Source organism: Pseudodesulfovibrio aespoeensis Aspo-2 (assembly GCF_000176915.2).
GTDB lineage: Bacteria > Desulfobacterota > Desulfovibrionia > Desulfovibrionales > Desulfovibrionaceae > Pseudodesulfovibrio > Pseudodesulfovibrio aespoeensis.
Genome location: NC_014844.1, coordinates 2,462,577 through 2,482,446 on the forward strand (window position 1 = coordinate 2,462,577; position 19,870 = coordinate 2,482,446).

Annotated in this window: 16 protein-coding genes and 5 tRNA genes; 4 read left to right on the plus strand and 17 right to left on the minus strand. The window is 61.2% G+C overall.

From position 1 onward, the window contains the following. Window positions 1-102 precede the first annotated feature (102 nt). The 15 genes from rpoC to DAES_RS11455 all read right to left on the minus strand — a co-directional run bounded on the left by rpoC (window position 103) and on the right by DAES_RS11455 (window position 13,921). Window positions 103-4,251, minus strand: coding sequence for a DNA-directed RNA polymerase subunit beta' (gene rpoC / locus DAES_RS11385; protein WP_013515177.1), 4,149 nt, complete (start codon window positions 4,249-4,251; stop codon window positions 103-105). A gap of 81 nt (window positions 4,252-4,332) precedes the next feature. Next, a complete protein-coding gene (rpoB, locus tag DAES_RS11390) occupies window positions 4,333-8,436 on the minus strand; it encodes a DNA-directed RNA polymerase subunit beta (protein ID WP_013515178.1) in 4,104 nt (1,367 codons plus the stop codon). 299 nt (window positions 8,437-8,735) lie between these two features. Next, the gene (rplL, locus tag DAES_RS11395) at window positions 8,736-9,119 is read right to left on the minus strand and encodes a 50S ribosomal protein L7/L12 (protein WP_013515179.1); all 384 of its coding nucleotides are present in this window, start codon (window positions 9,117-9,119) and stop codon (window positions 8,736-8,738) included. Between the two features lie 39 nt (window positions 9,120-9,158). Further along, the gene (gene rplJ, locus DAES_RS11400) at window positions 9,159-9,680 is read right to left on the minus strand and encodes a 50S ribosomal protein L10 (protein WP_013515180.1); all 522 of its coding nucleotides are present in this window, start codon (window positions 9,678-9,680) and stop codon (window positions 9,159-9,161) included. A 160-nt stretch (window positions 9,681-9,840) separates the two neighbouring features. Then, entirely contained in the window at window positions 9,841-10,548 is a 708-nt protein-coding gene (gene rplA / locus DAES_RS11405; protein ID WP_013515181.1) for a 50S ribosomal protein L1, read from the minus strand. Between the two features lie 14 nt (window positions 10,549-10,562). Next, window positions 10,563-10,988, minus strand: coding sequence for a 50S ribosomal protein L11 (gene rplK / locus DAES_RS11410; protein WP_013515182.1), 426 nt, complete (start codon window positions 10,986-10,988; stop codon window positions 10,563-10,565). Between the two features lie 44 nt (window positions 10,989-11,032). Further along, a complete protein-coding gene (gene nusG / locus DAES_RS11415; protein WP_013515183.1) occupies window positions 11,033-11,590 on the minus strand; it encodes a transcription termination/antitermination protein NusG in 558 nt (185 codons plus the stop codon). A 33-nt stretch (window positions 11,591-11,623) separates the two neighbouring features. Then, window positions 11,624-11,881, minus strand: a complete 258-nt coding sequence (gene secE, locus DAES_RS11420) for a preprotein translocase subunit SecE (RefSeq protein WP_013515184.1) — start codon at window positions 11,879-11,881, stop codon at window positions 11,624-11,626. An 88-nt stretch (window positions 11,882-11,969) separates the two neighbouring features. Further along, window positions 11,970-12,046, minus strand: a tRNA-Trp gene (locus tag DAES_RS11425). 12 nt (window positions 12,047-12,058) lie between these two features. Then, window positions 12,059-12,208: a 50S ribosomal protein L33 gene (gene rpmG / locus DAES_RS11430; RefSeq protein ID WP_013515185.1), complete on the minus strand. Its 150-nt coding sequence runs from the start codon at window positions 12,206-12,208 to the stop codon at window positions 12,059-12,061. A gap of 3 nt (window positions 12,209-12,211) precedes the next feature. Continuing rightward, entirely contained in the window at window positions 12,212-13,405 is a 1,194-nt protein-coding gene (gene tuf / locus DAES_RS11435; RefSeq protein WP_013515186.1) for an elongation factor Tu, read from the minus strand. Between the two features lie 72 nt (window positions 13,406-13,477). Beyond that, a tRNA-Thr gene (locus DAES_RS11440) sits at window positions 13,478-13,553 on the minus strand. Window positions 13,554-13,610: 57 nt separating this feature from the next. Continuing rightward, a tRNA-Gly gene (locus tag DAES_RS11445) sits at window positions 13,611-13,687 on the minus strand. 62 nt (window positions 13,688-13,749) lie between these two features. Then, window positions 13,750-13,835, minus strand: a tRNA-Tyr gene (locus DAES_RS11450). Between the two features lie 10 nt (window positions 13,836-13,845). Continuing rightward, window positions 13,846-13,921 (minus strand) — tRNA-Thr (locus DAES_RS11455). A gap of 269 nt (window positions 13,922-14,190) precedes the next feature. On the opposite strand from DAES_RS11455, the gene DAES_RS11460 reads away from it, so the two are divergent. Continuing rightward, a complete protein-coding gene (locus tag DAES_RS11460; protein WP_013515187.1) occupies window positions 14,191-15,210 on the plus strand; it encodes a tRNA dihydrouridine synthase in 1,020 nt (339 codons plus the stop codon). 67 nt (window positions 15,211-15,277) lie between these two features. Then, window positions 15,278-16,273 (plus strand): chemotaxis protein, encoded by a 996-nt coding sequence (locus DAES_RS11465; RefSeq protein ID WP_013515188.1) that lies wholly within the window; start codon window positions 15,278-15,280, stop codon window positions 16,271-16,273. Window positions 16,274-16,352: 79 nt separating this feature from the next. On the opposite strand, the gene hypE is transcribed toward DAES_RS11465, so the two are convergent. Further along, window positions 16,353-17,357: a hydrogenase expression/formation protein HypE gene (gene hypE / locus DAES_RS11470; protein ID WP_013515189.1), complete on the minus strand. Its 1,005-nt coding sequence runs from the start codon at window positions 17,355-17,357 to the stop codon at window positions 16,353-16,355. Between the two features lie 2 nt (window positions 17,358-17,359). Beyond that, window positions 17,360-18,442 carry a hydrogenase formation protein HypD gene (gene hypD, locus DAES_RS11475; RefSeq protein ID WP_013515190.1) on the minus strand — a complete coding sequence of 361 codons (1,083 nt, stop codon included), beginning with the start codon at window positions 18,440-18,442 and terminating at the stop codon, window positions 17,360-17,362. Window positions 18,443-18,820: 378 nt separating this feature from the next. Here hypD and DAES_RS11480 point away from each other — a divergent pair, with 378 nt between their 5' ends. Both DAES_RS11480 and DAES_RS11485 read left to right on the plus strand, forming a co-directional pair. Then, a complete protein-coding gene (locus tag DAES_RS11480; RefSeq protein WP_013515191.1) occupies window positions 18,821-19,267 on the plus strand; it encodes a hypothetical protein in 447 nt (148 codons plus the stop codon). A 62-nt stretch (window positions 19,268-19,329) separates the two neighbouring features. Beyond that, window positions 19,330-19,698 carry a NifB/NifX family molybdenum-iron cluster-binding protein gene (locus DAES_RS11485; RefSeq protein ID WP_013515192.1) on the plus strand — a complete coding sequence of 123 codons (369 nt, stop codon included), beginning with the start codon at window positions 19,330-19,332 and terminating at the stop codon, window positions 19,696-19,698. Window positions 19,699-19,870 lie beyond the last annotated feature (172 nt).

Genomic DNA, 19,870 nt, shown 5'->3' on the forward strand with positions numbered 1-19,870 from the left:
GGCAGTGGCAGCGCGATCCCTTTTTGTCCAAAAGAGCTGGAGAGGCCGCGCCTCTCCAGTCTTTCCCATATCCAGAACACCGCAAAAGCGATGTTATAATCCTTATTCCATTTCGATCAGAAGCGGATTCGCCTCGATGTCTTCCAGGAACTTGTCGGGCCGCTCGGTCTGGTCGGGCACGATGATCCCGGCCTCGGTGTACCGGCGGAAGCCGGTGCCGGCAGGCACCAGCCTGCCGACGATGACGTTCTCCTTGAGGCCGCGCAGGTGGTCGCACTTGCCCCGCAGCGACGCCTCGGTCAGCACCTTGGTCGTCTCCTGGAAGCTGGCCGCGGAGATGAACGAGTCCGTGGACAAGGAAGCCTGGGTGATGCCCAGCACCAGCGTCTCGGCCACAGCCGGGGTGCCGCCCTCGGCCATGATCTTGGCGTTCTCTTCCATGAACCGCAGCTTGTCCACCTGTTCGCCGATGAGGAAGGTGGTCGAACCCGGCTCAAGGATGGACACCTTCTTGAGCATCTGGCGGACGATGATCTCAATGTGCTTGTCGTTGATGCTGACGCCCTGGAACCGGTACACGTCCTGGATTTCCTCCACGAGGTAGCGGGCCAGATACTTTTCGCCCTTGATGCGCAGGATGTCGTGCAGCTCGGGGCTGCCCTCGGTCAGCAGGTCGCCCGCCTCGACAAAGTCGGACTCCTGGACCGTGATGTGCTTGCCCTTGGGAATCAGGAACTCCCTCGGCTCGCCGGTCTCTGGAGTGACAACGACCTTGCGCTTGCCCTTGGTCTCGGAGCCGAAGGTGACGATGCCGTCGATGGAGGTGACAACGCCCATGTCCTTGGGCTTGCGCACCTCGAACAGCTCGGCAACGCGCGGCAGACCGCCGACGATGTCCTTGGTCTTGGACGATTCGCGCGGCTTGCGGGCGATGACATCGCCCGAGCGCACCGTGTCGCCGTCCTTGACCATGAGAATGGCGCCCACAGGCATGGCGAAGGTGGCGTCGATGGCCGTGCCCGCGCGCTTCTTGGGCCTGCCGTTCTCGCCCAGGATGGTCACTGCCGGGCGGAAGTTGGTGGTCCGGTATTCCATGATGGTATAGGACGCCTTGGAGGTGCGGTCCTCCTGGACGGTCTTGCCTTCGATGATGTCGGTGAAGCTGATGATGCCGGAGGCATCGACGATGAACGGCTCCATGTACGGATCCCATTCGGCCAGGGGAGCGCCCTTCTTGACCATCTGGCCCTCATCGACCAGCAGACGCGCGCCGGACGGCAGCACGTATTTCTCGCGCTCGCGGCCCTGCTCGTCCACGATGCCCACCTGGCAGCTCTTGCCGAGCACCATCTTGTGTCCGTCGGCGTTGACGACCGTGCGCATGCGCGAGCAGACCACGCGGCCCTGGTGCTGCGACTCGATGGACGAGGATTCGATTTCCTTGGACGCGGTACCACCGATGTGGAAGGTGCGCATGGTCAGCTGGGTGCCCGGCTCGCCGATGGACTGGGCGGCGATGATGCCGACCGTCTCACCGACGTTGACCAGATGCCCGCGGGCCAGATCGCGTCCATAGCACATGGCGCAGATGCCCTGCCTGGACTTGCAGGTCAGGCCCGAACGCATGGTGATGGAGTTCACGCCCGTGGCGTCGAGCTTGGCGGCGTAGTGCTCGTCGATCATGGTATTGGCGGGGATGACCATTTCGCCGGTCTCCTCGTCGTAGATCGGGAACATGGTCACGCGGCCCTTGACCCGCTCGGCCAGCCGCTCCTTGATCTCGCCGCCCTTGATGTAGTGGGTCAGCTCCAGGCCGTCCACGGTGCCGCAGTCCAGCTCGGACACGGTCACATCCTGAACGACATCGACCAGACGGCGGGTCAGGTAACCGGAGTTGGCGGTCTTGAGTGCCGTATCCGCCAGACCCTTACGTGCGCCGTGGGTGGAGATGAAGTACTGGAGGACCGAGAGTCCCTCGCGGAAGGACGCGGTGATGGGCGTCTCGATGATCTCGCCAGAGGGCTTGGCCATCAGGCCGCGCATGCCAGCCAGCTGGCGCATCTGGTCCTGGTTGCCTCGCGCGCCGGAGGTGGCCATCATGTAGATGGGGTTGAAGCTGGAGTTGACCTCGGTCCTGCCGGTCTTGGGATCGGTCAGGATGTCGGTGCTCATCTCCTGCATCATTTCATTGGAGATGTCGTTGGTCGTCTTGGTCCAGACGTCAACAACCTTGTTGTATTTCTCGGTCCTGGTGATGATACCGTCCTGGAACTGGTTCTCGATCTCCTCGACCTCGTTGTGGGCGGCCTCGAGCAGCCCGGCCTTGGCATCGGGAATCTTCAGGTCCTTGACGCCGATGGTCACACCGGCGCGGGTGGCGTATTCGTAGCCCAGGTCCTTGATGCGGTCGCACAGGATGACCGTGGCCTTGGTGCCTGCCAGACGGTAGGCTCCGGTGACCAGGGCGGCGATGTTCTTCTTGTTGAGCACGCAGTTGACCATGTCAAAGGGCATCTTCTCCGGCAGCAGCTCGCTGACGATGATGCGCCCGGTGGTGGTCTCCACGATCTTGCCGTCGATGCGCACCTTGATGCGCGCATGCAGGCCCACCACCCCGTGGTCGTGGGCGGAGATGACCTCAGAGGGATCAGAGAAGATCATGCCCTCGCCCCGCTCGAAGGAGCGCGGCGTGGTCAGGTAGTACAATCCGAGGACGATGTCCTGGGAAGGGTTGATGATGGGCGAGCCGTTGGAAGGGCTGAGGATGTTGTTGGTGGACATCATCAGCACGCGGCACTCGATCTGCGCCTCCACCGACAGCGGCACGTGCACGGCCATCTGGTCGCCGTCGAAGTCCGCGTTGTAGGCGGAGCAGACCAGCGGATGCAACTGGATGGCCTTGCCCTCGACGAGCAGCGGCTCGAAGGCCTGGATGCCCAGGCGGTGCAGGGTCGGGGCGCGGTTGAGCATGATCGGGTACTCGCGGACCACGTCCTCCAGGATATCCCAGACGACCAGGTCTTCGCGCTCGACCATTTTCTTGGCCGACTTGATGGTGGTGGCGATTTCGCGCTTCTCAAGTTCGGCGTAGATGAACGGCTTGAACAGCTCAAGGGCCATCTTCTTGGGCAGGCCGCACTGATGCAGCTTGAGCTTGGGGCCGACCACGATGACCGAACGGCCAGAGTAATCAACGCGCTTGCCCAGCAGGTTCTGGCGGAACCGGCCCTGCTTGCCCTTGATCATGTCGGACAGCGACTTGAGCGGGCGGCCATTGGTGCCGGTGATGGCGCGGCCACGGCGACCATTGTCGAACAGGGCGTCCACCGCTTCCTGCAACATGCGCTTCTCGTTGCGGATGATGATCTCGGGCGCACCGAGCTCAAGCAGCCGCTTCAAGCGGTTGTTGCGGTTGATGACGCGGCGGTACAGGTCGTTGAGGTCCGAGGTGGCGAAACGGCCACCGTCCAGGGGGACCAGCGGGCGCAGCTCGGGCGGGATGATGGGAATCACTTCCATGATCATCCACTCAGGCTTGTTGCCGGATTCGAGGAAGGCCTCGACAATCTTCAGCCGCTTGGTGATTTTCTTCTTCTTGGTCTGCGACCGGGTGGACTGCGACTCTTCGCGCAGCTCGATGCGCAGCGCGCTCAGGTCCAGGGCCTCCAGCATGACGCGGACAGTTTCCGCGCCCATGCCGACCTTCAGGGCGTCTTCGCCAAAATGGTCGATGACCTGGAAGTACTGGTCCTCGCTGACCACCTGATGCTTCTTGAGCGGGGTCTCGCCCGGATCAAGCACGATGAAGGAGTCGAAGTAGAGCACCTTCTCAAGGTCGGCCATGGTGATGTCGAGCAACGTGCCGATCTTGGACGGCAGCGTCTTCAAAAACCAGATATGGGCAACGGGCGCGGCCAGCTCGATGTGGCCCATGCGCTCGCGGCGGACCTTGGAGGCGATGACCTCGACGCCGCACTTCTCGCAGACGATTCCGCGATGCTTCATGCGCTTGTACTTGCCGCAGTTGCACTCATAGTCCTTGACCGGGCCGAAGATCTTGGCGCAGAAAAGGCCGTCACGCTCCGGCTTGAAGGTGCGGTAGTTGATCGTTTCCGGCTTTTTCACTTCGCCAAAAGACCACTCTCTGATGGTCTCGGGCGAGGCGATGGATATCTGGATAGCCTTCAGGTTACGCCCCTGGGCGGCGGCATTCGGCGCTCCACGCAAGGTGAACAGATCGTCCAACGTCATGGATATCCCCTAGAGTAAAAAGTTATCATATGCCCGGCCAGTCAAAGGACTGGCCGGGCTTATCACCGAAAATGTCCGGCCTTAAGCGATGTAGGGCCGCTGCGGGGCAGTGGACTGACGCTTGCGGTCCTCATAGTGCAGGGTCACATCCAGACCCAGCGACATGAGTTCCTTGACCAGGACGTTGAAGGATTCCGGCAGGCCGGCTTCCAGGAAGTTGTCGCCCTTGACGATCTTCTCGTACATCTTCACGCGGCCCTGCACATCGTCGGACTTGACGGTGAGGAACTCCTGCAGAAGATAGGCGGCTCCGTAGGCCTCCAGGGCCCAGACTTCCATCTCGCCCAGGCGCTGGCCGCCAAACTGGGCCTTGCCGCCCAGGGGCTGCTGCGTGACCAGGGAGTAAGGGCCGGTGGACCGGGCGTGGATCTTCTCGTCGACCAGGTGGTGCAGCTTGAGGATGTACATGACACCCACAGTGACACGGCTGTGGAAGGGTTCGCCGGTGCGGCCATCATACAGGATGAACTTGCCGTCGTCGGCGAGTCCGGCCTTCTCCAGCCAGCCCCAGATCTCTTCCTCGTTGGCGCCGTCAAAGACCGGGGTCTTGGCGACGATGCCCTTCCTGACCTTCTTGATGGCCTCCACAAGCTGCTCGTCAGACAGGGAATCGATGAGGATGTCCATGTCCTTGTCCTCGAAGAAGCCCTTGACATCCTTGCGCATGTCCTTGAAGGCGTTCTCCTCGTACATGGCATTGAGCTGCTCGCCGAGCTTGCGGCCCGCCATGCCCAGGTGCGTTTCCATGATCTGCCCGATGTTCATACGGGAGGGAACGCCAAGGGGGTTGAGCACGATGTCCATGGGCGTGCCGTCCTCGAAGAACGGCATGTCCTCTTCGGGCAGGATGGACGAGACAACACCCTTGTTGCCATGGCGTCCGGCCATCTTGTCGCCCACGCTGAGCTTGCGCTTCACGGCCACGTAGACCTTGACCATCTTGATGACGCCGGGCGGCAGGTCGTCGCCCTCGGTCACCTTCTCGCGCTTCACGTCGTAGAGGTTCTTGATGAAGTGAATGTGCTGATCATAGTCGGCCATGATCATCTTGATCTGCTCGTTGGGATCCTTGTCAAAGATGCCCAGCAGCTTCTTGACCGGCACAGAGTCGATGGCCTCGCGGTCCACCACGTCGCCGATCTTGCCGAGCAGGGCCTTCTTGTTCCCGGCCAGATCCTTCTTGTATGTCTCGCCCTTGACCGCGGCCCAGATCTTCTCCCGGGTGGCGTCGGTCAGGGACGCAATGTGTTTCATTTCCTTGGCGTCAAAGGCCGCCAGCTCGGCGTCCTCGATGGCCTTGGTGCGCTCGTCCTTGTCGCCGGAGCGGCGGTTGAAGACCTTTACGTCGACGATGGTGCCGGAGATTCCCGGCGGCACCTTGAGGGACGTGTTCTTCACATCGCGCGCCTTGTCGCCGAAGATGGCGCGCAGGAGCTTTTCCTCAGGCGTCAGCTGGGTCTCGCCCTTGGGCGTGATCTTGCCGACCATGATGTCGTCGGGCTTGATGCGCGCGCCGATGCGGATGATGCCGCACTCGTCAAGGTTCCTGAGCATCTCCTCGGAAACGTTGGAGATGTCACGAGTCACTTCCTCGGGTCCAAGCTTGGTGTCACGGGCGACGAGTTCGAATTCCTCGATGTGGATCGAGGTGAAGACGTCCTCCTTGACCATGCGCTCGGAGATGAGGATGGAGTCCTCGAAGTTGAAACCGCACCAGGGCATGAACGCCACGAGCAGGTTCTTGCCCAGGGCGAGTTCGCCGTCCTCGATGCCGGGGCCGTCGGCGAGCACGTCGCCCTTCTTGATCACCTGCCCCACCTGGACCCTGGGCCGCTGGCCAAAGCAGGAGTTCTGGTTGGACTTGTGCCATTTCTGGAACTCGTAGTGCTTGGCACCGCCCGAGTTGCCGTAGATCCCGTTGTCGTAGTTGACGATGACGCGCTCGGCATCGACGAAGTGGACCACGCCGTCCTCTTCGGCCAGGACACAGGCCCCGGAGTCGCGGGCGACCGGGCCTTCCATGTCGGTGCCGACCAGGGGCTGCTCAGCCTGGAGCAGGGGCACGGCCTGACGCATCATGTTGGAGCCCATGAGCGCGCGGTTGGCGTCGTCATGCTCCAGGAAGGGAATCAGCGCGGCGGAGATGGAAACCGTCTGGCTCGGGCTGATGTCCATGCAGGTCACTTCTTCGGCCAGGGTCAGCTGCACGTCGCCGCTGATGCGGGCGTTGACGCGCGGGTTGACAAAGGTGCCGGTCTCGTCAAGGGGTGCGTTGGCCTGGGCCACCACTTCCTTGGCCTCCTTGGAGGCGTCCATGTAATGGACCTCGCTCGTGACCTGCTTGTTCCTGACCATGCGGTACGGCGTCTCAATGAATCCGTAGTCGTTGACCTTGGCGTAGGTGGTCAGGGAGACGATCAGACCGATGTTCGGTCCTTCGGGCGTCTCAATGGGGCAGATGCGGCCATAGTGCGAGGTGTGCACGTCGCGCACCTCAAAGCCCGCGCGCTCGCGGGTCAGGCCACCGGGTCCCAGGGCGGACAGACGGCGCTTGTGAGTGACCTCGGAGAGCGGGTTGGTCTGATCCATGAACTGGCTGAGCTGGGATGTTCCGAAGAACTCCTTGAGCACTGCCGCGACCGGCTTGGGGTTGATCAGGTCGTGGGGCATGAGGGTGGCCACTTCCTGGAGGCTCATGCGCTCCTTGATGGCGCGCTCCATGCGCACAAGACCGATGCGGTACTGGTTCTCCACCAGCTCGCCCACGGGGCGCACCCGGCGGTTGCCCAGGTGGTCGATATCGTCAGCCGGGCCATGGGAGTCCTTCAGGCGAAGGAGTTCCTTGACGGCCAGGAGAATGTCCTCGTTGGTCAGGGTGCGGATGTTGAGGTCCACCTCCTGGTTCAGGCGCGAGTTGAGCTTGTAGCGGCCCACGCTGGAGAGGTCGTAGTAGTCCGCGCTGCGGAACAGGTTCTCGAAGAAGTTGGCCGCGATCTCCGGGGTCGGCGGCGAACTGGGCCGCAGACGGCGATATATCTCGATCTGGGCGGTCTCCAGGTCTGTGGTTTTGTCGAGCAGCAGGGTGTCGCGCAGGGAGGAGGAAACGTCGAGGCCGCGGGTGTGCAGCACGTTCAGTTCCTTGATTCCGGCCTCGCGAATCCTGGTGATCATGTCCTGGGTCAGCTCATCGGCGGCCTCGGCGATGACCTCGCCGTTCTTGTCAACGATGTCTGCGGCCAGGAACAGGCCCACAAGGGTGTCGGGATCGATCTCGACGGACTTGACGCCCGCGCGCACGATCTTCTTCCAGGCGCCCCTGGTGACGGGCGTGCCCTTGGCCACCAGGATCTGATCGCCGTCCTTGATGTCGGCAAAGGCTATTTCCTTGCGGAACTGCTCAGCCACCACGGAGCGCTGCACCTTGCTCTTGAGCAGGGTGTATGATTCGATGTCGTAGTAGTATTCGAGAATGTCCGAGCGCGACAGCCCCATGGCCTTGAGCAGGATGGTGGCGGGCATCTTGCGGCGGCGGTCGATGCGGACATACAGGATGTCCTTGTGGTCGAAGTCGAAATCGAGCCAGGAGCCGCGCATCGGGATGATGCGGCTCGAGTACAGCACCTTGCGGCTGGAATGGGACTTGCCCGAATCGTGCTCGAAGATGATGCCGGGAGAGCGCTGCAACTGGTTGACGATGACACGCTCGGTGCCGTTGATGACATAGGTACCCTTGTCCGTCATCAGCGGCAGCGTGCCGAAGTATATGTCTTGTTCCTTGATGTCGCGAATGGTGCGGTTGTCCGTTTCTTCGTCCACGTCAAAAACTACGAGACGGACAGTTATACGAATGGGCGTCTCGTAGGTCAAACCCTTGGAGATGCACTCATCGACGTCGTATTTTGGCTCACCGATTTCATATTTGACGAAATCAAGGCTGGCGGTCTTGTTGAAATCTTCAATGGGAAACACGGACCGGAACACGCTCTCAAGTCCGAAATCGCCACGGCTGGCGGGCGGAGTGCCCAGCTGGAGAAACCGCTTGTAGGAATCAACCTGAAGCTCCAGCAGGTGCGGGATGGGAAGCGTGTTGACGATGTTACCGAATTTTTTTCTGAGTTGACCCATTGTACCCTCATGCATGAGTGGTTGATGGTTGGGGCGGGAAGTCGTGTGCGCACTTGCTGCCCACTGTCGGCCACAGCGGCCGCGTGGATTCGGACGCTGCGTAAAAAGGTGCTAACCATGGCCGGGATACCGGTCCCGAAGCGCATGTGGAACGGGGAAACAGGCAATCGCCTCCGCCCACAGTGCCAAAGCCCGATGGCGAAACCGATCACCCAGTGTATATAGAGACAGAGCAAAGAGCGCAACACCCTTGTCACAGGGCGAGCGCTCTTTGCCTTGTTCAGCTTAAGTGACAGAAGTTACTTGATTTCAACTTCAGCGCCGGCTTCCTTCAGCTGCTTGGCAGCGTCGTCAGCCTCGTCCTTGGAAACGGCTTCCTTGATGGCCTTGGGGGCCTCGTCGACAACGGCCTTGGCCTCTTTCAGGCCCAGGCCGGTCAGGGCGCGGACAGCCTTGATAACGGCGATCTTGTTGGCACCTGCGTTGGTCAGCATGACGGTGAACTCGGTCTGCTCCTCGGCGGCATCGGCAGCAGCGGCAGCCGGGGCGAGCATGACGGCGGCAGCCGGGGCAGCAGCCTCGACACCGAAAACGTCTTCCAGCTCTTTGATGAACTTGGACAGTTCCAGAACGGTCATGTTGCCGATGAATTCGACAACTTGCTCTTTGGTGATGTCAGCCATGATAAATTCTCCTTACGAAAGATTCGCTTTGAACCTGGTTTACGCGGCTTCCTTCTGTTCCTTGATCGCAGTCAAGGCATAGAGGAACTTGCGTTCGATGTTTGCGAACAAGCACACGAAATTGCGCGGTACGGCCTGCATTGTGCCGAGTACGGAACTCAAGAGCTCAGGCTTACTGGGCATCTTGGCAAGTTCCTTCACGCCGTCGCTGTCAAGAAAATCCCCTTCAAGAGAGCCAAAACGCAGAGCGAACTTCTTGTTCGTCCTGTCAAATTCGGCCAGCGTCTTGGCCAGGGCGACAGGATCGTCGTACCCCAGCGCAATGGCGCAGTTCTCTTTGAGGTGTTCGCTCAATTCACCGTGATCGGTATCCTTGAGAGCCAACCGGGCCAGGGTATTCTTGACGACCTGGTAGTCCACCCCGACTTCGTAGCACTTGGCGCGGAGTTGAGTGATCTCCTCCACGGTCAGTCCCTTGAAGTCGGTGACGACGGCAATGCTTGCCCGCGCAGCTTTCTTGTGCAGCTGCTCGATGATCTGGGCTTTTTCTTGCCTGTTCATCCACCACTCCTCGTCGTTCGGCCCGGAAAGCAGGTCAAAGCGTTGTCTGAGCAGGGTATTAAGGGATCACAGCCCCACCTGCCGTCTCTGACTCAACTCTCCGTGCGATTATCTACAGGACGGCCCGCAAGGGGCCGTCCGGCATTCCGTATCAGCCAGTTTAGGCTTCGATAAACTTCCTGATGGCCAGGGGGTCGATCTTCACGCCAGGGCCCATGGTCGTAGCAACTGCCATGGCCTTCATGTAAGTGCCTTTGGCGCTGGAGGGCTTCATGCGCATGATCTGGGCCAGCAGCGTCTTCAGGTTCTCACACAGCTTCTCGGTGCCAAAGGAGACCTTGCCGATGGGTGCATGCAGCACACCGGCCTTGTCCACCTTGAACTCGACCTTGCCCGCCTTGAGCTCTGACACGGCCTTGACCACATCCATGGTCACAGTGCCGGTCTTGGCGTTGGGCATCAGGCCGCGCGGTCCGAGCAGACGCCCGATCTTGCCGACCAGGGCCATCATGTCCGGGGTGGCGACGGCCTTGTCGAAATCGAGCCAGCCGCCCTGGATCTTCTCAACCAGGTCGTCTGACCCGGCGTAGTCGGCTCCGGCGGCCTTGGCCTCGGCAATCTTCTCGGACTTGCAGAAAACTACCACGCGCACATCCTTGCCAAGCCCATTGGGCAGGCTGACGGCGCCTCTGATCATCTGATCCGAATACTTGGGATCAACGCCGAGGTTGATGGCAACGTCCACGGTCTCGTCGAACTTGGCGAAGGCGCCTTCGATGGCGGTCTTCACGCCTTCCTCGACCTGCACGCGCAGGTTCGTGTCCCTGTCGCCGACGGCGTTGCGGAATTTCTTTCCTTGCTTGGGCATTTGGTATTTCCTCTCTAGCCTTTGACTTCAAGACCCATGCTACGGGCAGTTCCCTCGATCTGCAGCATGGCCTTTGCGATGTCATTGGCGTTCAGGTCCGGCATCTTCATTTCGGCAATTTCGCGGATCTGGGCCTTGGTGACCTTGCCGACTTTTTCCTTGTTGGGCACACCGGACCCTTTCTCCAGCTTGGCGGCCTTGAGCAGCAGCACGGCAGCGGGCGGGGTCTTGGTGATGAAGTCAAAGGAGCGGTCTGCGAAGACCGTGATGACAACCGGGATTATAAGTCCCTTCTGTTCCTGCGTCCTGGCGTTGAACGTCTTGCAGAACTCCATGATGTTCACGCCATGCTGACCCAGCGCCGGACCGACCGGCGGGGAGGGGTTGGCGCTCCCGGCGGGAATCTGCAGTTTGATCTTTCCGATTTCTTTCTTGGCCATTGTATTCCTCGATGAGAAATTTCGCTGTTGCGAGTATTTCCAGGTTACCCTTTGTCCACCTGGACAAAATCAAGCTCCACCGGAGTCTGACGCCCAAAGATGGAGACGGAAACCTTGAGTTTTCCCTTGTCGTAATTGACTTCTTCCACAACACCGTTGAAACCGCTGAAGGGGCCGTCAATGACCCGAACCTCGTCTCCGCGTTCAAAATTGAACTTGGGACGCGGCTTTTCCTGGCGGCTCTCCATCATGTTGAGAATATTCTCCGCCTCGCTGTCACGCATGGGGGTGGGCCGGTTTTTGCCGCCCACAAAGCCGGTGACACGCGGGATGGACTGTATCAGATGCCAGGTGTCATCAGTCAAGGTCATCTTGATCATGATGTAGCCGGGATAGAACTTCCTGGTGGAAGTCTTGCGCTCCCCCTTGACCATCTCGACGACCTTCTCGGTGGGCATGACTACTTCCTCGATGAGGCCCTTGTCCTGCCCGGTCCGCATCATCTCCCTGACGGTCTGCTCCACGCGCTGTTCAAACCCTGAGTAGGTGTGAACGATGTACCAGCGTGTGCGGGGTGCTGCTTGTTCCAATGTGGCATCCATGTTTGATCCAGCCTTTGCTCAAGAGCTAGGGACTTAGGACAGTATGGCCTCGACGATCTTGGAGAGCGCCAGGTCAACAATGCCCAGGTAAAGAGCCACGACCAGGCTGACAATCAGCACGGCGACGCATGTGGTGATGGTCTCCTTGCGGGTCGGCCAGACAACCTTCTTGATCTCGACTTTGGACTCCTCAAGGAATTCGATGAACTCCCTGACCTTTCCGACCGGACCGGCTGCTATCGCCGTGGAGGGCTGCTTTTCGGCAGCAGTCTTGCCTTTTTTCTTGGCCATAACTTCTTTTCCCAAATTATTGAGCGGGTCGCGAAGCCTTGTCCTTGCTGGTCAAGGCCCCGTAACGCCCGCTTGCAAAAAACAGAGTTGGCAGGGGTAGAGGGATTCGAACCCCCAGCATCCGGTTTTGGAGACCGGCGTTCTAGCCGTTGGAACTATACCCCTGCTCTATCGAACCTACTTGGTCTCTCTGTGGACGGTGTGCTTCTTGTCCCAGGGACAATACTTGCTCACTTCCAGGCGACCGGTAGTATTCTTCTTGTTTTTCTGCGTCGCGTAGTTCTTACGCTTGCACTCGGTGCACTGCAGCTGAATGTTGATGCGCATGTGCTACTCCACGATCTCGGTGACGACACCAGCGCCAACGGTGCGGCCGCCTTCGCGGATGGCGAAACGCAGGCCGGATTCCATGGCGATGGGCGCGATGAGATCGACGTTGAAGGTGGCGTTATCGCCGGGCATGACCATCTCGACACCCTCTTCCAGAGTGACGACACCGGTGATGTCGGTCGTGCGGAAGTAGAACTGCGGGCGGTAGCCGGAGAAGAACGGGGTGTGGCGTCCGCCCTCGTCCTTGGAGAGGACGTAGACCTCGGCCTTGAACTTGGTGTGCGGGGTGATGGAACCGGGCTTGGCAGCAACCTGGCCGCGCTCGACTTCCTCACGCTTCACGCCGCGGATCAGCAGACCGACGTTGTCGCCAGCCTGGCCCTGGTCGAGGATCTTGCGGAACATCTCGACACCTGTGCAGGTGGTCTTGATGGTGTCCTTGATGCCGATGATGGCGATTTCCTCGCCGACCTTGACAACACCGCGCTCAATGCGGCCAGTGATGACAGTGCCGCGACCGGAGATGGAGAAAACGTCCTCGACCGGCATGAGGAAAGGCATGTCGATATCGCGCTTGGGCTCCGGGATGTAGGAGTCGCAGGCGGCGAGCAGCTCGTAGATGGGCTTGGCGTCCGGATCATCGACGCTCTCGCACTCCAGGGCCTTCAGGGCGGAGCCGAGGATGACCGGGATGTCGTCGCCGGGGAACTCGTACTTGCTCAGCAGCTCGCGGACTTCCAGCTCGACCAGCTCCAGCAGTTCCTCGTCGTCGACCATGTCGCACTTGTTGAGGAAGACGACCATGGCGGGCACGCCGACCTGACGGGCGAGCAGGATGTGCTCACGGGTCTGGGGCATGGGACCGTCGGTGGCGGCGCAGACCAGGATCGCGCCGTCCATCTGGGCGGCACCGGTGATCATGTTCTTGATGTAGTCGGCGTGACCGGGGCAGTCCACGTGTGCATAGTGGCGGTTCTCGGTCTCGTACTCGACGTGAGCGGTGGCGATGGTGATACCGCGCTCTTTTTCCTCGGGCGCCTTGTCGATCTGGTCGAAGGCAACGTACTCACCAAACCCCTTGAGGAAGGCGAGCTTGGTGATGGCGGCGGTCAGCGTGGTCTTGCCATGGTCGATGTGACCGATGGTACCGATGTTGACGTGCGGCTTGCTACGCAGAAATTTTGCTTTTCCCATTGTGATCCCCCTAACTAAAAGTTGTGTAGGTTTTTTATTACTTTAAATACTAAGCTAACACGGCATGAACTATGGAGCCCACGACCGGATTTGAACCGGTGACCTCATCCTTACCAAGGATGTGCTCTACCTGCTGAGCTACGTGGGCAAACGAGCCCACGCTTGTATATAGGAGTATGGATGGACAACGGCAGTGCTAGAGTAATGGAGCGGGAAACGGGACTCGAACCCGCAACCCTCAGCTTGGAAGGCTGATGCTCTAGCCAATTGAGCTATTCCCGCTCACTCTCCGTAGTCCATCAGCAGTTCTGAACTGCCTCCTACAGCGCGGCTTATAAAAAATCTGGTGGTGGGGGGAGGATTTGAACCTCCGAAGTCGTACGACGACAGATTTACAGTCTGTTCCCTTTGGCCACTCGGGAACCCCACCATTGTGTCTTTGGAGCTGGCGATGGGACTTGAACCCGCAACCGGCTGATTACAAATCAGCTGCTCTACCAATTGAGCTACGCCAGCTCGCCGGGAACGAAGTATATATCCGCCATGATGTCAAAAAGCAAGCGTTTCGTCGGCTTTTCCTATCGCAGGCGTTTGCACGCCGTGCGCTCGAAGACGGGCCGGTTTAAGTTGTTCGGTCCTGTTTTGTCAACCCTGACAGGCAATAAATTTCAAAATTATCATGAGCAACGACGCACCCTGCACGCAACGGTCCGTGGCGCGACCCTGCGACGGGCGGGGCTCGAATCCTTTGACTCGCTGCCCTTCTGCCATTATGAGCTTGTCCCATGAACGATTTCCGCATCACCCCCGGCGAGCCGTGGCTCGCGCCCCTGGCCGGTTACTCGGACCTGCCCTTCCGCCTGCTTGTCAAGCGACACGGGTGCGCCGTGGCCTGTTCCGAGATGGTCAGCGTCAAGGGCATGACCTTTGGCAACGAGGGCACCCAGCGGCTCATCGCCACCTGCCCGGAGGACGACCCCATGGTCCTCCAGCTCTTCGGGGCCGATCCGGACCTCTTCGGGCCGGTCATGGACTGGCTGGTGGACCTCGGCTACCGCAATTTCGACCTCAACGCGGGCTGCCCGGTGCGCAAGGTGCTCAAGTCCGGCAGCGGCGTGAAGCTCATGGAAGACCCGGACACCCTGGTCCGCATCGCCTCCGTAATGGTGGAGCGTGCCACCGCCCATGCTCGCGGTGGACAGGTGGGCGTCAAGTTCCGCCTGGGATTCGACAAGGGCAACGACACCTATCTGGAGCTGGCCAGAAGGCTTGAGGACGCGGGCGTCCACTGGGTCACGCTGCATCCGCGCTATGGCCGCCAGATGTTCGCGGGCCAGGCCGACTGGTCCAAACTCGGCCTGCTCAAGCGCGCGGTCTCCATCCCGGTGGTCGCCTCGGGCGACCTGTTCACCGCCGAGGACGGCGTGCGCTGCGTGGAGGAAACGGGCGTGGACGCGGTCATGTTCGCACGCGGGGCGCTCTACGACCCGGCCATCTTCGACCGCTACCGCACCCTGCTGGCGGGCGGACAGCCCGAGCCGCGCAGCGGCGAGTCTCTGGCCCGGATCGTGCGCGAACACATCCGCCTGACCCGCGAGTTCGAGGGCGATGGCCGTTCGTTTCGAAAGATCCGCTCCATCATCCCGCGCTACGCCAAGGGACTCCGAGGAATCCGCGCCCTGCGGGGCTCGCTGCTCGAATGCCGCGACTGGGAAGCCCTGGAAGAGGCTGCCGCCACCATCGCCGGGCTGGAACCCGCCGATAACGCCACCCCGGAAACGCTTGTTGACGGAATTTGCCAATAGCGGTTACAACCTCCCGTAATCGTCATCATTACTTTCGTACTCATTTTGCAAAGGAAGCGGTGCATCCATGTCCACCGAGACGAGCGAAATCCTGCTTGAAGCAGGGACCAACGAGCTGGAAATCGTCGAGTTCTACCTTGAGGAAATGCCCAAGATCGACGAGGACAACCCGTCCAGGCAGCGCGAAGGCAGCCCCAAGACACGCAAGGGCTACTTCGGCATCAACGTGGCCAAGGTGCTGGAAATCATCCGCATGCCCGAAGTCACCGAAATGCCCGAGGTCTCGCATGAGGCCGTGCTGGGCGCGTTCAACCTGCGCTCGCGGATCATCCCCCTGCTCGACCTCTCCAAATGGCTCAAGAAGCGGCGCGTGGAGAACGAGCCGCCCAAGGTCATTGTCACGGAGTTCAACCAGGTCACCTCGGCCTTCATGGTTTCGGGCGTCACCCGCATCCACCGCATCAGCTGGGAGGATGTCGAAGCGCCCAACAAATACGTCTCGGCCCTGTCGAGCGACTCCATCACCGGCGTGGTCAAGTTTGACGACCGCATCGTGTTCATTCTCGACCTGGAGCGCATCGTCTCGGAACTCAACCCGGAGATGCGGCTCAAGCTCGACGACACCGTGGAGTTCAACGCCGAGGAGCGCTACCGCGCGCTCATCGCCGATGATTCCCCGCTCATCCGCGAGATGATCTCAGACATGCTCGGACAGGCCGGGTTCCGGGTCGAAAAGACCAACAATGGCCGCGAGTGCTGGGACCGGCTCAAGGAGATCAAGCAGAGCGCCCAGGACGAAAGCCGCCCGGTGACCGATTTCGTCCAGGTGGTGGTCTCGGACATCGAGATGCCCATGATGGACGGCCACCACCTGACCCGGCGCATCAAGGACGACCCGGCCCTTCGGGACCTGCCGGTCATCCTCTTCTCGTCGCTGATCACCGACAAGCTGCGCTACCGGGGCGAGTCCGTGGGCGCGGACGACCAGATTTCCAAGCCTGAAATCACCTACCTCGCCCAGCGCGCCGCAGCGCTCATCGAGGCCCGCAAGCACAAGCGATAGGACTCCGGGTTCCGCCCGCAAGCAAAGACGGCCTTCGGAAGATTCCGAAGGCCGTCATGCTTTTGCGGATGCGGTGCGGTCAGCAGATGCGAGGCAACTGCTCGCCTTCGAGCATGCCCAGCAGCCGCTTGCCGCCCAGGTGGGTGATCAGCACCACCTTGCCAGGGTTGGCGTCGGTCATGGTGCCGATGCGGCAGGCGTCGCCGCCCAGCGGGTCGGCGCGCATGATTTCAAGGGCCTTTTCGGCATGCTCTCCTGGCAGGACGCACAGGAACTTGCCCTCGTTGGCAAGATAAAGCGGGTCCAGGCCGAGAATGGAGCAGCCGCCCGCCACCTCGGGCCGCACGGGCAGGGACGCCTCGTCGAGTTCGCAGCAGACGTTCGAACTCCAGGCGATCTCGTTGAGGGTGGTGGCCAGCCCGCCGCGGGTGGGATCGCGCAGCACATGGACCTCGGGGAGCTCGCGCACCAGCCTGACCAGCAGGTGGTTGAGGGACGCGCTGTCGCTCTCGACCCTGGCCTGGAAATCCAACCCCTCGCGGGTGCCGAGGATGGTCAGCCCGTGGTCGCCGATGGTGCCGGAGATGAGCACCGCGTCGCCGGGCCGGGCGCGGTCGCCGCTGGGGGCCGGGTCCACGATGATGTCGCCGATGCCGGTGGTGTTGATGAAAATCTTGTCCACAGCCCCCTTGGGCACCACCTTGGTGTCGCCGGAGACGATGAGCACCCCGGCCTCGCGCACGGCCTCGCCCATGGCGGCCACGATCTTCTCCAGATCGGCCATGGGCAGTCCCTCCTCGATGATGTAGGCGCAGGTCATGTAGCGGGGCACGGCCCCCATCATGGCCACGTCGTTGACCGTGCCGTGCACGGCCAGGGAGCCTATGTTGCCGCCGGGGAAGAAGATCGGGTCCACGGTAAAGGAATCCGTGCTCATGGCGATGCGCCCGGACACGCTCAACTCCGCCGCGTCGTTGAGCCGGTTGAGTTCGTCGTTGCCCAGATGCTTGAGAAAGAGTTCGGAAATGAGCCGCTGCGAGGCGCGACCGCCGCTGCCGTAATCGAGTAAGACCTTGTCGCTCATGGCTAGTCCAATTTGTATTTGTAATAGGCGGCGCAGCTGCCCTCGGTGGAGACCATGCACGGGCCGACGGGATTGGCCGGGGTGCAGGCCTTTTTGAACAACGGACACTCATCGGGCCGCTTGATGCCCTTGAGGATGTCGCCGCACTTGCAGCCGGGCAGGGGCGGGACCTCCTTGATGACGATGCCGAACTCCTTCATGGCGTCGAATTGCTCCCACTCGGGACGGATTTCGAGGCCGCTGCCGGGGATGAGGCCGATGCCGCGCCACAGGGCGTCGGACGGCGCGAAAACCGTGTACATGATCTCGCGCGCCTTGGCGTTGCCTCCGTCGCTGACGATGCGGGTGTAGTTGTTGACCACATGGGCCTCGCCCGCGTTGCGCCACTCGACCATCTGGAGCAGCGACTGGAGGATGTCCAGCGGCTCGAACCCGGTGATCACGGCTGACCTGCCATATTTTTCGGCGATGAACTTGTAGGGCTCAAGACCGATGATGGCCGAGACGTGGCCGGGCAGGATGAACGCCTCGATGCCCGCCTTCTCGTCGGCCAGGAGCACGTCCAGGGCGGCGGGCACGGTCTTGTGAAAACAGAGCACCCGCAGGTTCTCGACGCCCTGTTCGCGGGCCATCATCATGGTGGCGGCAATGGTCGGGGCCGTGGTCTCGAAACCCACGCCGATGAAGACCACCAGATCGCCCGGATTCTCACGGGCCAGCTTGATGGTGTCAAAGGGCGAGTAAACGACCTTGACCCTGGCGCCGTCGGCCTGGGCCTTTTTCAGGTTGCGCCCCTGGTGGCCGGGCACGCGCATCAGGTCGCCGAAGGTGGCCATGATGACCTTGTCCCTGCCCGCCAGGTCGAGAAAGGCGTTGACCTCGGACTCGTGGGTGACGCAGACCGGACAGCCAGGACCGCTCAGGTGGACGATCTCGTCCGGCAGCAGCGAGCGCAGACCGCTCTGGAAGATGGCCACCGTGTGGGTGCCGCAGACCTCCATGAAGCGCAACCCGCCCGAGAGCTCGGCGCGCAGCCGCTCCAACACCTTCCCGCACAATTCGGGATCGCGAAATTTATTCAGCAATTCAAAGCTCAAACCATCCCCCCCGCATTGAAAGTGTCACCCCGGCCTTGGGGTCAGGACTCTCCATATACCGATTGCATCCAACGGGCAAACAAAATCCCGGCACGCACGCCTGAACCGAAACATCGCCCCTTTTGCTCCCCCCTGCCGGACACCGGGCAGCAGCCGGACCTCTCAGAAACCGGGCCAGCGTCATGACGCCAACGCCTTGAATTACAATATACTATGCCATGATGCTTCCTTTTTTTGTGAACATATGTTCAATTTACCCTTGACACATAGACATATGAGCATATCCTCATTTGTACAGGCCGACCGCGCCGCTGCGCGCGCGGCAACCCGGATTCTCCGGGTTCGGCCCCAACAACGGAGGTCATCATGCCTTACTGCAACAAACGAGGAGTGAACGGTCCCCGATTCGCGAACACTACCGAGGCCGCCCCCCTGGGCCAGGGAGCCGGATACGGGTTTGGCCGGGGCAACTGCCCCGGACGGGGACAGGGAATGGGACGCGGCATGGGCTGCGGCCAGGGACGCAGCTTTGGCCAGGGCTTTGGCAAAGGTTTTGGCCCCGGTGCCATGACCGGACAGGGAGTTGCGCGCGGCCAGGGCGCCGACGGCTACGCCTCACAGATCATGAACCGGGCCATGGCCCAGGACATCGCGACCAGCGTTCCGGGCCAGGGACGCGGATTCGGCAGGGGCTTCGGCTCTGGAACCGGACTTGCGAACGGTCCGGGAAGCGGGGCCGGATTCGGCGCTGGCTGCCAGATCCGGCGCAGGCGGCGTGCCCGGATATGCACCACCGATCCCGGAAACGTCTAGGATCGACGCTGCCCTTACCCAGACCATCCTGGCCCCAACAATTCAGCAGAAAGGAGCATCCGATGAAAGTGGCAGTGACAAGCGAGGGGCCGACCCTCGATTACCAAGTCGATCCGCGCTTTGGCCGCGCCGGCGGGTTCGTCGTCGTGGACACCGAGACCATGGAAACCACCTATGTGGACAACGGCAGCTCCCAGGCGCGGCCACAGGGCGCGGGCATCCAGGCCGCCGAGAACGTGGCCAACGCAGGCGCCCAGGTAGTCCTGACCGGCTATGTCGGCCCCAAGGCGTTCACGGCCCTGGCCGCCGCCAAGATACGGATCGGCCAGGACGTGGACGGCATGACCGTGCGCGAGGCCGTGGAGAAATACATCCGGGGCGAGGTGGCCATGGCCGACGCCCCCAATGCCCAGGAAGGCGGCAAGCGCTAGCAGGCCGCATGCAGTCTCGTTGCCAAAACGCCAGGTCGGGGTGGAAATGCCATCTTTCCCGGCCCGGCGTGCTTTATTTTTTCCCCGCCTGCTGGTAGGTTGAATCCGCTGGACGCAATGACGCCTCCGGCCAGATGAACGGTGCCGACCCGATGGGCGGCACTGACCATGA